The 12,158-nt window shown below is 70.0% G+C and carries 12 protein-coding genes; 7 read left to right on the forward strand and 5 right to left on the reverse strand.

Annotated features, from left to right (window positions below; all coding sequences use genetic code 11):
* Window positions 1-48 precede the first annotated feature (48 nt).
* The gene (sepH, locus tag ACIBK0_RS25505; protein WP_399084289.1) at window positions 49-1,104 is read right to left on the reverse strand and encodes a septation protein SepH; all 1,056 of its coding nucleotides are present in this window, start codon (window positions 1,102-1,104) and stop codon (window positions 49-51) included.
* 490 nt (window positions 1,105-1,594) lie between these two features.
* Here sepH and ACIBK0_RS25510 point away from each other — a divergent pair, with 490 nt between their 5' ends.
* A complete protein-coding gene (locus ACIBK0_RS25510) occupies window positions 1,595-2,077 on the forward strand; it encodes a hypothetical protein (protein WP_399084292.1) in 483 nt (160 codons plus the stop codon).
* A gap of 179 nt (window positions 2,078-2,256) precedes the next feature.
* On the opposite strand, the gene ACIBK0_RS25515 is transcribed toward ACIBK0_RS25510, so the two are convergent.
* Together ACIBK0_RS25515 and ACIBK0_RS25520 are read right to left on the reverse strand one after the other, a co-directional pair.
* Window positions 2,257-3,576 (reverse strand): D-arabinono-1,4-lactone oxidase, encoded by a 1,320-nt coding sequence (locus ACIBK0_RS25515; protein ID WP_399084295.1) that lies wholly within the window; start codon window positions 3,574-3,576, stop codon window positions 2,257-2,259.
* Window positions 3,536-4,774 carry an MFS transporter gene (locus ACIBK0_RS25520; protein ID WP_399084298.1) on the reverse strand — a complete coding sequence of 413 codons (1,239 nt, stop codon included), beginning with the start codon at window positions 4,772-4,774 and terminating at the stop codon, window positions 3,536-3,538. Before ACIBK0_RS25520 ends, ACIBK0_RS25515 begins: the two co-directional genes overlap by 41 nt.
* A gap of 428 nt (window positions 4,775-5,202) precedes the next feature.
* On the opposite strand from ACIBK0_RS25520, the gene ACIBK0_RS25525 reads away from it, so the two are divergent.
* Window positions 5,203-6,330 (forward strand): ferrochelatase, encoded by a 1,128-nt coding sequence (locus ACIBK0_RS25525; protein WP_399084301.1) that lies wholly within the window; start codon window positions 5,203-5,205, stop codon window positions 6,328-6,330.
* 8 nt (window positions 6,331-6,338) lie between these two features.
* Window positions 6,339-7,154: an inositol monophosphatase family protein gene (locus tag ACIBK0_RS25530; RefSeq protein WP_399084304.1), complete on the forward strand. Its 816-nt coding sequence runs from the start codon at window positions 6,339-6,341 to the stop codon at window positions 7,152-7,154.
* Between the two features lie 96 nt (window positions 7,155-7,250).
* Here the strand turns inward: ACIBK0_RS25530 and ACIBK0_RS25535 are convergent, their stop codons facing one another.
* Window positions 7,251-7,424 carry a hypothetical protein gene (locus ACIBK0_RS25535; protein ID WP_167459062.1) on the reverse strand — a complete coding sequence of 58 codons (174 nt, stop codon included), beginning with the start codon at window positions 7,422-7,424 and terminating at the stop codon, window positions 7,251-7,253.
* 414 nt (window positions 7,425-7,838) lie between these two features.
* Between ACIBK0_RS25535 and ACIBK0_RS25540 the strand changes: the two genes are divergently transcribed.
* The 4 genes from ACIBK0_RS25540 (at window position 7,839) to ACIBK0_RS25555 (ending at window position 11,364) form a co-directional block, all read left to right on the forward strand.
* Window positions 7,839-8,492 carry a response regulator transcription factor gene (locus tag ACIBK0_RS25540; protein WP_369249701.1) on the forward strand — a complete coding sequence of 218 codons (654 nt, stop codon included), beginning with the start codon at window positions 7,839-7,841 and terminating at the stop codon, window positions 8,490-8,492.
* 6 nt (window positions 8,493-8,498) lie between these two features.
* The gene (locus tag ACIBK0_RS25545) at window positions 8,499-9,749 is read left to right on the forward strand and encodes a sensor histidine kinase (protein WP_399084309.1); all 1,251 of its coding nucleotides are present in this window, start codon (window positions 8,499-8,501) and stop codon (window positions 9,747-9,749) included.
* Between the two features lie 393 nt (window positions 9,750-10,142).
* A complete protein-coding gene (locus tag ACIBK0_RS25550; protein ID WP_003997302.1) occupies window positions 10,143-10,439 on the forward strand; it encodes a DUF4193 domain-containing protein in 297 nt (98 codons plus the stop codon).
* 13 nt (window positions 10,440-10,452) lie between these two features.
* Window positions 10,453-11,364: a hypothetical protein gene (locus ACIBK0_RS25555; protein WP_399084313.1), complete on the forward strand. Its 912-nt coding sequence runs from the start codon at window positions 10,453-10,455 to the stop codon at window positions 11,362-11,364.
* 294 nt (window positions 11,365-11,658) lie between these two features.
* On the opposite strand, the gene ACIBK0_RS25560 is transcribed toward ACIBK0_RS25555, so the two are convergent.
* Window positions 11,659-12,120, reverse strand: coding sequence for a DUF3093 domain-containing protein (locus ACIBK0_RS25560; RefSeq protein WP_399084316.1), 462 nt, complete (start codon window positions 12,118-12,120; stop codon window positions 11,659-11,661).
* Window positions 12,121-12,158 lie beyond the last annotated feature (38 nt).

A 12,158-nucleotide genomic window follows, 5' to 3' on the forward strand; every position in this document is an offset into this window, starting at 1 on the left:
AAGAGGGCCCGCACCGCACCGGCGCGCGCCCTCTCCTCGTCCAACTGATCAGTCCTGCTTCTTCCGCCGCGTGCCGAAGACGATCTCGTCCCAGCTGGGGACCGCTGCTCTGCGGCCCGGGCGGACGCCGTCGGCCTCGGCCTGGCGGTCGGTCGCGCCGACCAGACGGTCGCGGTGGCTGCCGACCGAGCGGGGCATGAGGACGTCCGCGTAGGCGGAACCGGCGCCGGCCGAGGCCGCGGGAGCCGGGGGCTCCTCCGACTCGGGCTCGGGTGCAGGCTCCTCGGCGGCGGGACGCTCCGTGGTGGCGGGCCGCTCGGGCACGACCATGTCGCCCCGGAAGCTGGGCACCGCTTCCAGGAGACTGGTGAGCGAATCCCGGTCGTTGGTGGACTCCTCGGCCGGCTCGGGGGACGGCGCCGGAATGCTCGGCCGCTCCATCTGCCGGTCCAGAGCGCGGTCCAGCGGACGGTCGCGCGGTAGGCGCGCGATCCGCGGCACGAACGGGAAGCTCGGCTCGGGCGCCGCGAGATCGTCCGACTCGCCGATCAGCGAGCGGGCCTCGTCGTCGACGGCCTGGACGAGCCGCCGTGGCGGGTCGTACGTCCAGCTCGCCGAGTGCGGCTCACCCGCGACCCGGTAGACCAGCAGGACTTCCCAGGTGCCGTCGTCACGACGCCACGAGTCCCACTGGACGGTGTCCTTCTCGGCGCCACGCAGCAGCAGTCGCTCCTGGACGGCCTCGCCGAGCTGGGGTCCGGCGTTCTCACCGGGGCGGCGGACGGGGGTCTTCCTGGCGCGCTCGGCCATGAAGGCGCGCTCGGCGAGCACGGGCCCCTCGAAGCGGCGCACGCGATCGACGGGGATTCCGGCGAGTTGGGCGACTTCCTCCGCGGAGGCACCGGCACGTATACGCGCCTGGATGTCTCGGGGGCGGAGATGGCTCTCCACCTCGATCTCGATCTGGCCGAGGCGGGGACGGTCGCCGCGTACGGCGGCGCGCAGACGCTCGTCAATCGGAAGCGTGTACTCCGTGCTGTCCGCAGCCTTCAGCACCAGCCGTGTGCCGTCGTTAGAGACGGCCACGACACGCAGTTCGGGCATGGGGACCTCCCGGGTGGTGCCTGCCGACGTCACGTGCGTCGCTGCTTCCGCTAGTCGAGTGTGGCCTGCCCGGGTGCAGCCTGCCACAACCTTGCCGAGTTGCCCGGCGTGTCGGGCACGGGCCCGGGATCGCCGTTATGGCACGGTTACCTATTCGCAACGCTAAGTGACGAACTCCATCACCCTGTGCAACGAGCCCCCTCCCGGCGGTCCTGCAAGGCCCCGGACACCCTGGCGGGAGTCCGGACCCAGGGCTCGCAACAGTACTCCATTCGGGCCATGTGCGTGGATCGGCACGCCGCCCAACTTCTAGTCGGGGGTGGTAGTTGGTCGCCCGATGCACCGTTTTCGTGACCATGAAACGTGGCGTACTCCACGCAATCACCAGAAATGGAACGAATCGTTTCGCCTGTACGTCCCTTTCTCGTGCAGTCGGTCGATCAAGTACGGGAAGGTCGATCAAGTTGGGAAAGGCAGGCAAGGTCCGGGGATGCGTGAGAAGTCGGATGCCGAGGGGGAGCCGAAGAAGAAACGGCTCGATCTGAGCGTTCCGCAAGTGGCGGGCAGCGCCGTGGCCGCGGTGGTGGCGGCCAAACTCGCCTCCTACTTCGGGGTGTACGGGACGATCCTCGACGCCGGAGTGGTGAGCGCGATCGCCACCTGCGGAGGCACCGTCTTCCAGCACTTCTTCAAGCGCACCGGCGAGCAGATACGCGACGTGACCGTGCAGGCCAAGCCGAAGGTCCAGCAGGCGCCTGCCCCGGGCGAGTTCACCGAAGGAACCGTCTACCGCGCGCGGGTCAAGAGCTGGAAACGGCCGGTGGTCGCCGCGGCGCTCGTCTTCGGCGTCACGATGGCGGGCATCACCACCTACGAACTGGTGTCGGGGCGGAGCTTCAGCGGCGACGGCAGGAGCACGACCGTGGGCGACGCCTTCAAGGGCAGCGGTTCCACTTCCGACTCGGAGCGTTGAGCCCAGTACGACGCCTTCGACCGGTGCCTCTCAACAGGAGCCGTCCTCATCCGGCGGCGGTGCCGGTACCGCGCAGGACTACGGCGACAGCGGTACGCCCCCCACGCCGACACCGAGTTCCAGCGCGTCCCCGGACGCCGAGGCCGGGGACGCCGCCCCGACCCCCACACTCAGTGCGCCTACGAGCCCAGCACCCGACGCAAGTAGTCATTCGCAAAGCGCCGATCCGGGTCGAGCCGATCCCTCAGGGCAGTGAACTCGCCGAAGCGCGGATAGACCTTGGCGAAGTACTCCGCGCCGCGCGTGTGCACCTTGCCCCAGTGCGGCCGCCCCTCGTGCGCGGTGAAGATCCGCTCGGCGGCGGTGAAGTACGCCTGATAGGGGGTGCCTCTGAACATGTGGACGGCAATGTACGCGCTGTCCCGCCCCGACGCCGTGGAGAGTGCGATGTCGTCGGCGGGGGCCGTGCGTACCTCGACAGGGAAGCTGACCCGCAGGGACGAACGGTCGACCATCGTCTTCAGCTCGCGCAACGTCTCGACCAGGGCCGCGCGCGGGACGGCGTACTCCATCTCCACGAAGCGCACCCGGCGCGGAGAAGTGAAGACCTTGTAGGGAATGTCGGTGTAGGTCCGTGCGGACAGCGCGCGGCTGGAGATCTTCGCGATCGTCGGGATGGTGGCGGGCGCCGCGCGGCCGAGCAGATTGGCCGCGTGGAAGACGCCGTTGGAGAGGAACTCGTCCTCGATCCAGCCGCTCAACTGACCGACCGGCTTCTCGGGCCCCGCACTGCGGTTGTTGCGCTTGGTGTTGCAGTTGCCGGTGTGCGGGAACCAGTAGAACTCGAAGTGCTCGTTCTCGGTGAAGAGCGCGTCGAAGTCGGCGGTGACCTTGTCGAAGGTCATCGGTTCCTCGCGGGCCGTGAGCAGAAATATGGGCTCTACGGAGAAGGTGATCGCGGTGACGATCCCCAGGGCGCCGATGCCGATCCGGGCGGCGGCGAAGACGTCCGGGTTCTCCGTCTCGGAGCAGGTGAGAACCGAGCCGTCCGCCGTGACCAGCTCAAGTCCCTTGATCTGCGCGGCGATCGAGGCCGAGTCACGCCCCGTGCCGTGCGTTCCGGTGCTGGTCGCCCCCGAAACCGTCTGCTCCATGATGTCGCCCATGTTCGTGAGCGACAGCCCTTCGCGTGCGAGAGCCACATTGAGACGCTTGAGCGGGGTGCCCGCCTCGACGGTGACCGTGCCGGCCTCGCGATCAATCCTGCGGATGCCGGTCAACAGTTGAGGGCGGATCAATACGCCGTCCGTCGCGGCGGCGGCCGTGAAGGAGTGCCCGGTGCCGACGGCCTTCACCTTCAGGCCGTCGTCGGCTGCCTTCCGTACGGCAGCGGAGAGTTCCTCGACGGAGGCGGGAGCGACCTCCCGGACCGGACGGGCGGTGACGTTCCCCGCCCAGTTACGCCACGTGCCGCTCTTCCCGCTCACTGTGGTGCTCATGGGACCCTCCCCGCTGCGGAACCGGCCTGCTCAGCCGGCGATACCCGAGGAAACCGACCGCGACCGCGACGGCTCCGGACACCGCCGGAACCCCGTACCCGGCCTTCGCACCGGCGGCGTCGATCACCCAGCCGGCCACGGAGGAGCCGAGCGCGACCCCGACCGCGAGTCCGGTGCTCACCCACGTCATTCCCTCGGTCAGTTTCGCGCGTGGTACGTGCTGTTCGATGAGGGACATCGTCGTGATCATCGTGGGAGCGATGGAGAGTCCCGCAACGAACAGCGCCACGGCCAGGAACGGCAAGTTTCCGACCAGTAGGAGGGGGATCATACTCACGGCCATCGCACATATGCCCAGCAGCCACCGGCGTTCGGGCGCCCCCTTGAAGTGCATCAGTCCGAACACGGCTCCCGCGACACAGGAGCCCGCCGCGTACAGCGCCAGGACGATGCTCGCGGCGCCCTTGTGGCCCTGCTCCTCGGCGAAGGCCACGGTGACCACGTCGACGGCCCCGAAGATCGCTCCGGTCGCCGCGAACGTGGCCACCAGGACCTGGAGTCCGGCGGAGCGCAGCGCCGAACCTCCGGTGTGGTGCTCGCGCGGATGCGGCACGGGCTCGGTCGCGCGCTGGGAGGTCAGCCAGAAGACGCCGGCTGCCAGGAAGCAGGCGGCGAGCAGCGGCCCGGCCTCCGGGAACCACACCGTGGACAGGCCGATGGAGATGATCGGCCCGAAGATGAAGCAGATCTCGTCGACCACGGACTCGAAGGAGTACGCGGTGTGCAATTGCGGCGTGCCCCGGTAGAGGGCCGCCCAGCGGGCCCGGATCATCGCGCCGATGCTCGGGACGCAGCCGATGCCGGCCGCGCAGACGAACAGCACCCAGTCCGGCCACTCGAAGTGCGCGGTGAGCAGCAGCCCGGCGGCCGCGGCGAGCGCGAACAGCGTCACAGGGCGCAGCACTCGCCGCTGCCCGTACTGGTCCACCAGACGCGAGACCTGCGGGCCGAGGGCCGCGGCGGCGAGTGCCATGGTCGCCGACAGCGCGCCCGCGAGCCCGTACCGTCCGGTGAGCTGGGAGATCATCGTGACCACGCCGATGCCCATCATCGACAGCGGCATCCTGCCGAGGAAGCCCGCGGCGGAGAAGCCCTTGGACCCGGGGGCGGCGAACAGGGCGCGGTACGGGCTGGGCACGGGGGTCTCCGTCGGCTCGGCTCGGGCCGCCCGGTCACCACGGGCGGCCCGAACTCGGGTAAGGCGTGAAGGTAGCCGATACAGCTTACGGGTTAGGTGACCCTAACGCACGGCCTCCGCGCGCTTCCTGTGCGCCTCGCGCCTGCCCGCAGCCGCTCGCCGCGCGGCCAGGCGCCTGCTCGCCTCGCCGTGTGCATGGGCGCCGCCCACCGCCCGCCTCGCCGTGGGGTCAGGCGCCTGCTCGCCGGCCCGCTTCGCTGTGTGCTTGCGCGCCGCCCGCCTTGCCGTGCCTCTTCCACCCACCCTCCGCAGGCCTCGCCGCGCGCCGCCCACACCACACCCTCCTGCGTGCCATCCCGCCGGGGACCCGCTCTTTCCGCCACCCCGCCGTTTCCCGCCTGTCAGTGCCGGGTGGCAGGATCGGAGGCATGCCAGATGCGCTCGATCCCACCCCCTACGACGCCCTGCTCCTGCTCTCGTTCGGCGGCCCCGAAGGCCCGGACGACGTCGTTCCGTTCCTGGAGAACGTGACGCGGGGGAGAGGCATCCCCAAGGAACGGCTCAAGGAAGTGGGGCAGCACTACTTCCTGTTCGGCGGGGTCAGCCCCATCAACGACCAGAACCGCGCCCTGCTCGACGCCCTTCGCAAGGACTTCGCCGAGCACGGCCTGGACCTGCCCGTCTACTGGGGCAACCGCAACTGGGCGCCGTACCTGACCGACACCCTGCGCGACATGGTCGCCGACGGCCGCCGCCGCATCCTCGTTCTCGCCACCAGCGCCTACGCCTCCTACTCGGGCTGCCGCCAGTACCGCGAGAACCTCGCCGAGTCCCTGGCCGCGCTCGAGGCCGAGGGCCTTGAGCTGCCGAAGGTCGACAAGCTGCGCCACTACTTCAACAACCCCGGCTTCGTGCGCCCCATGGTCGACGGCGTCCTGAAGTCCCTCGCCGAACTGCCCGAGGACGTACGCGAGGGCGCACACCTCGCCTTCACGACGCACTCCATCCCGGACGCGGCCGCCGACACCTCCGGACCGGTCGAGGACCACGGAGACGGCGGTGCGTACGTCAAGCAGCACCTGGACGTCGCTCGGCTGATCGTCGACGCCGTGCGCGAGGAGACCGGGATAGAGCACCCCTGGCAGCTCGTGTACCAGTCGCGCTCCGGCGCCCCGCACATCCCGTGGCTGGAGCCCGACATCTGCGACCACCTGGAGGAACTGCACGGCGCCGGCATCCCGGCCGTCGTGATGGCGCCCATCGGATTCGTCTCGGACCACATGGAGGTCCTGTACGACCTCGACACGGAGGCGAAGGCCAAGGCCGAGGAGCTGGGCCTGCCGGTGCGCCGCTCGGCCACCGTGGGCGCCGACCCGCGGTTCGCCGCGGCGATCCGTGAGCTCGTCCTGGAGCGCGCCGCGAAGGAGAGCGGGCAGCGGGTGACCCCCTGTGCCCTCGGCGCGCTCGGCGCGAGCCACGATCTGTGCCCGGTGGGCTGCTGCCCGGCCCGTGCCCCCAAGCCCGCCGCCGCGGGCGCCGACAGCCCGTACGCGTGAGGAGCCCCGTGACCGAGCCCCTGCACACCGAACTGCTCCAGCTCGCCCAGGAGGCCGCCCGGCGCGCGGGCGAGCTGCTGCGGGACGGCCGCCCTGCGGACCTCGCGGTCGCGGCGACCAAGTCCAGCCCGATCGACGTCGTCACCGAGATGGACATCGCCGCGGAGAAACTGATCACCGACCTGATCTCCGAACATCGTCCGGACGACGGCTTCCTCGGCGAGGAGGGCGCCGCCACGGAAGGCACCAGCGGCATCCGCTGGGTCATCGATCCGCTCGACGGCACGGTCAACTACCTCTACGGACTGCCGACCTGGGCCGTGTCCATCGCCGCCGAGCGGGACGGCGACGGGATCGTCGGAGTCGTCGCGGCGCCGATGCGCGCAGAGACGTACCACGCGGTGCGCGGTGGTGGAGCCTGGGCGGTCGGGGCCTGGGAGGGGGAGCGCCGGCTGGCCTGCAGGCCGGCGCCGCCGCTGGACCAGGCGCTGGTGTCGACCGGCTTCAACTATGTGGCCGAGGTCAAGGCCCACCAGGCCAGCGTGGCCCAGCGTCTCATCCCGCTGCTGCGCGACATCCGGCGCAGCGGTTCGGCGGCGGTCGACTTGTGCGACGTCGCGGCGGGCCGCCTGGACGGCTACTACGAGCGGGGGCTCAACCCCTGGGACCTCGCGGCGGGCGACCTGATCGCCCGTGAGGCGGGCGCCCTGACCGGTGGACGCCCCGGAGAGCGCCCCGCACGCGATCTGGCGGTCGCCGCCTCACCGGGCGTCTTCGAGCCCCTCCAGCGGCTCCTGGAGGAGTTCGGCGCCTGGCACGACTGACGGCGCCTGAGGTTCGACGGCGCGGACAACAGGCGGCAAACGGAGCGGGGCCCCGGCACTGGATCGATACCGGGGCCCCGCTCTCGTACGAACCGATCAGACGCGTGTCGCGCCGACCTCCACACCGTGCTCGGCGGCGAGGCGGTGCAGGTCGTCGAGCTCGGCCTGCTCGACCTCCGCGAGGAAGTCGTCGCCTGTTTCGCGAGCCCGCGTCAGGTCGGACTCGGTCGCCCTTATGCGCTGCAGAAGTCCTGCGGTGAATGCGTCCATGCTGCGCCCCCTCGTCCTGGGTCGTGGGTCGGTGGCACGGGGGTGTGCCGTTCGGAAGGGGCGATCACGTCTCCAGATGGGTGCCCAGCGCTGCCCAGGCTGGGCGGCGACGGTGCCGGACACCCACGCCCGCTCTGCGGAAGCGGTTGGACCTACCACAAGGTGGCTTGCCACATGCAGAGCGTGATCGCGGGGTGTAAAGCCGTCCTCCCCCCGCTCCCTTCCGTGGAAACCTCAACCCGACGAGAAAATCTCGCATTCCCGGGCCCCCGAACCGTCTTCTCGAGTGCCTCCCACCGCCTTACAGCCGGTTTATGGCCGAAAAGGGCAGGATGGAGGTCTCATCCGTGACAGACCTGCCTGCGTGGTGCCTTGAAGAGCGCTGCGCTGGTGGACAGAGGAAGGACAAGCGACGTGCGCGTACTCGTCGTCGAGGACGAGCAACTGCTCGCCGATGCGGTGGCCACCGGACTGCGCCGGGAGGCCATGGCCGTCGACGTCGTGTACGACGGTGCGGCCGCCCTGGAGCGCATCGGCGTCAACGACTATGACGTGGTCGTCCTCGACCGCGACCTCCCGCTCGTGCACGGCGACGACGTCTGCCGCAAGATCGTAGAGCTGGGCATGCCCACGCGCGTATTGATGCTCACCGCCTCCGGCGACGTCAGCGACCGCGTAGAGGGCCTGGAGATCGGCGCCGACGACTACCTCCCCAAGCCGTTCGCCTTCAGTGAGCTGACGGCACGCGTGCGTGCCCTCGGACGCCGTACGAGCGTGCCGCTGCCGCCGGTCCTGGAGCGCGCCGGGATCAAGCTCGACCCCAACCGCCGCGAGGTGTTCCGCGACGGCAAGGAGGTCCAGCTCGCGCCGAAGGAGTTCGCCGTCCTGGAGGTGCTGCTGCGCAGCGAGGGCACGGTCGTCTCCGCCGAGCAGCTCCTGGAGAAGGCCTGGGACGAGAACACGGACCCCTTCACCAACGTCGTACGGGTGACGGTCATGACCCTGCGCCGCAAGCTCGGCGAGCCTCCGGTCATTGTCACCGTGCCCGGCTCCGGCTACCGGATCTGATCCACCGTGGCCGCGACTCCCGCGCCCCCCGCGGCGCCCCCCAAGCCCACCTGGGACCCCAGAAGGCCGGAGCCCCCGTTCCCCTGGCTGCGCCCGACGATCCGCATACGGCTCACGCTGCTCTACGGTGGCATGTTCCTGATCGCCGGCATCATGCTGCTGTCGATCATCTACTTGCTCGCTGCGCAGGCGCTGAACACGGGCAACGAGCCGCTGTTCAAGATCGTCGGTGGTACCGCGATCAAGGTCACCAGCACCACTTGCCCCGCGGTCGACGGGGGCAACAACGTGCCGCTCGACGAGTTCAACAACGCGATCAGCCACTGCATCGACCAGCAGCGCCAGGCCGCCCTGGACAACCTGCTGAGCCGCTCGCTGCTCGCCCTGCTCGGCCTCGCGATCATCGCCTTCGCCTTCGGCTACGCCATGGCCGGCCGGGTGCTCTCGCCGCTCGGCCGGATCACCCGCACCGCGCGTGCGGTGGCGGGCTCGGACCTGTCCCGGCGGATCGAACTGGACGGTCCGGACGACGAGCTGAAGGAGCTGGCGGACACCTTCGACGACATGCTGGAGCGGCTGCAGCGGGCCTTCACCGCCCAGCAGCGGTTCGTCGGGAACGCCTCGCACGAGCTGCGCACCCCGCTCGCGATCAACCGCACGCTCCTGGAAGTGCATCTGTCCGACCCGGGCGCGCCGACGGAGCTGCAGCAACTCGGCAAGACGCTGCTCGCCACCAACGAGCGCAGTGAGCAGCTCGTCGAGGGTCTGCTGCTGCTCGCCCGCAGCGACAACCAGATCGTCGAGCGCAAGCCCGTGGACCTCGCGGAGGTCGCCTCGCAGGCCGTCGACCAGGTGCACGGCGAGGCCGAGGCCAAGGGCGTGGAGATCCGCGGGGAACGTGCCGTGGCGGTCGTCCAGGGCAACGGCGTCCTGCTGGAGCGGATCGCCCTGAACCTCGTCCAGAACGCCGTCCGGTACAACGTGCCGGAGGGCGGCTGGGTCGAGGTCACCACACAGGTCCAGCACGGCCATGCGCTCCTGGTGGTGTCGAACACGGGTCCCGTGGTGCCCGCGTACGAGATCGACAATCTCTTCGAGCCCTTCCGGCGGCTGCGCACGGAGCGCACGGGCAGCGACAAGGGCGTGGGCCTCGGCCTTTCGATCGTCCGGTCGGTGGCCCGCGCCCACGGGGGGCATATCGTCGCGGAGCCCCGCGAGGGAGGTGGGCTCGTGATGCGCGTCACCCTCCCCATCTGAGACCATGTCGCGGACACGCGACGATGTTCGCTTTGCGCGGAATTTTCTGGACACCCACCAGGGAGGACCGTGTGTGATCGATCACAAGGGCGATTTTCCGGCCATCTACTCTCCGTGATCATGCAAGCTGCCGGAAAGCCGGGAAAATCCGGGTTTTCGGGGGTCTTGATCACGGGAAGTACACGGTGGGACGCCTTTGAAGTGCGGCCTTCGGACCGTGTACGGTCCGCATCGCCATCCAAGCCGATCACTCTTGAGGAGTCCGGTTGGGTGTCGATTGAGTAACAGACCTTGATGTGAGGCAAAATCTCCGCCTCGGGTCGGGCACAAGTCCGGCCTCTCACGCGTTACGTGCGCTGGAGACACCGCAGACACCCAGAGGGGGAGAGCGACATGGCAACGGATTACGACACCCCACGCAAGACCGACGACGACGTCGACTCGGACAGCCTTGAAGAACTGAAGGCTCGCCGGAACGACAAGTCGACCTCGTCCGTCGACGTAGATGAGTTCGAGGCCGCAGAAGGCCTGGAGCTGCCCGGAGCCGACCTCTCGAACGAGGAGCTGGCCGTCCGGGTCCTGCCCAAGCAGCAGGATGAGTTCACTTGCATGAGCTGCTTCCTGGTGCACCACCGCAGCCAGCTGGCCCGCGAGAAGAACGGTCAGCCGATCTGCCGCGACTGCGACTGAGGCAGGGTCGGCCGTGACTGGCTCGACCCCTCCTTGGAAGCGCCGCTTCCCCGTGCGGGAGGCGGACGAAGGGCCGTCCGACGGCTCTGAAGGCGTGCGTGACGACGAGCGGGGCTCTTCCGAACCGGGATCAGCCTCGCTCGAGCGGGCGCCCGCCACAGGCGGCCTGCCAGCCTCCGCGGGTACTCCCGCGCCCGTCGCCAGGCGCCGGGTGGCAGTCCTCCGGGACGGGGTCAGGAAAGGCCTCCAGAAGGGCGGCAGCCGGGCCAGGGCGGGCCTGGGGTACATCGCCGACCGGATCATCGACATCGCCCCGCGTATCCCCGTACGGGACCTCGCGACCCTTCGCAGGCAGTTCCCGGACCTCGGTCCCGAGCAGCTCGCGGACAAGCTCGTCGCGGGCGCGGCCGCCGCGACGTCCACGGTCGGCGCCGGGATCGGCGCGGCCGCGATGCTGCCGGTGCCACCCGCCATGCCCACCGAGCTGGCCGCCGAGATCACCGGCGTCGCCGCGATCGAGCTGAAACTGATCGCCGAGCTCCATGAGGTCTACGGCCTGCGGCCGCCGGGCACGCTCACACAGCGCAGTACCGCGTATCTGAACTCCTGGTCCGGAGAGCGCGGGATCGACGTGGCGCATCCATCGACGATCAACGCCGCGTTGGGCGGCCAGATGAAGCGTGAGCTGCGTCAGCAGATCATGAAACGCATGGTTCGGGATCTGCCCAACCTGATGCCGTTCATGGTCGGCGCCGCGGTCGGGGCGGTCATGAACCGCCGCGACACCAAACGCGTCGCGGGGCGCATTCGCAAGGACCTGCGCAAGGCCCAGGTGCCGTGGGACGCGCTTTCGGGACTGCCTCCGCTGGAGAAGCCCGCGGATCCCCTGCGGATGGGGGAGATCCCCAAGGAGCTGGGGCACTAGCCCGCGGTGTGCGCCGCTCGCCTGCGGGCGGGTCCTCTCGGTGGTTGCGCCCGGCCTCGGCAGCGCGGGGCAGTGCCGATGGGGCGGATCGCCGATGGGGCGGAAAACGACCTGGAGCCCCCTGCCCCACGTGCGCTCTCGCGGAGGCGTGGCGTCCGCAGACGCCCGGACGTCTCCGCGGGACGTGCTTCCTCCGACACCTGCGAGTTTCCGTCGCGTGTGCGCCTCTGTCGGCACCCGTGGGAGCTCCCCCCGGTGTGCGCCCCCGCATTCCCGCGAAGCCGGGCTACGGGGCTACGCCGCCGCTCGCGCCGCCTCCAGCGCCGCCGCCAGGCGCTGTGGCTCCCTCGTCGACAGGTACAGGTACGGCGTCGGGTCCTCCGGGTCGGTGACCTGGACGCGCAGGGCGGTGGGGATGTAGGCGCGCAGGAGCATGAAGGCGCGGGGGTCGGCCTTGTACGTGCGCCAGGCGCGCGCCTCCTCCTGGTCCATGATCTCGGCGTCGCCGAGGGCCGCGACCGGGATCTTGGCATCGCCCGCGATCAGGGAGTCGCCCACGACGCGGATGCGGATCGAGCCGTACGAGCTGGCCACGACCGCCGACACCGCGGTGCCGCCGACGAGGGCGCCCAGCAGTGGCAGCGTGCCGAACGGGAGGAAGATCAGGGCCATCGCGACACCGACCAGGAAACAGATCGCCCACCAGGTGCGGGGCGCGGTGAGGCGTTCTTCGTACGGCGAGGCGGAGAGCTGCATGAAGTCAAGCTTGGCACGGTGCCAACAGTTCGTGGACG

The sequence above is a fragment of the Streptomyces sp. NPDC050564 genome (assembly GCF_044457265.1).
GTDB lineage: Bacteria > Actinomycetota > Actinomycetes > Streptomycetales > Streptomycetaceae > Streptomyces.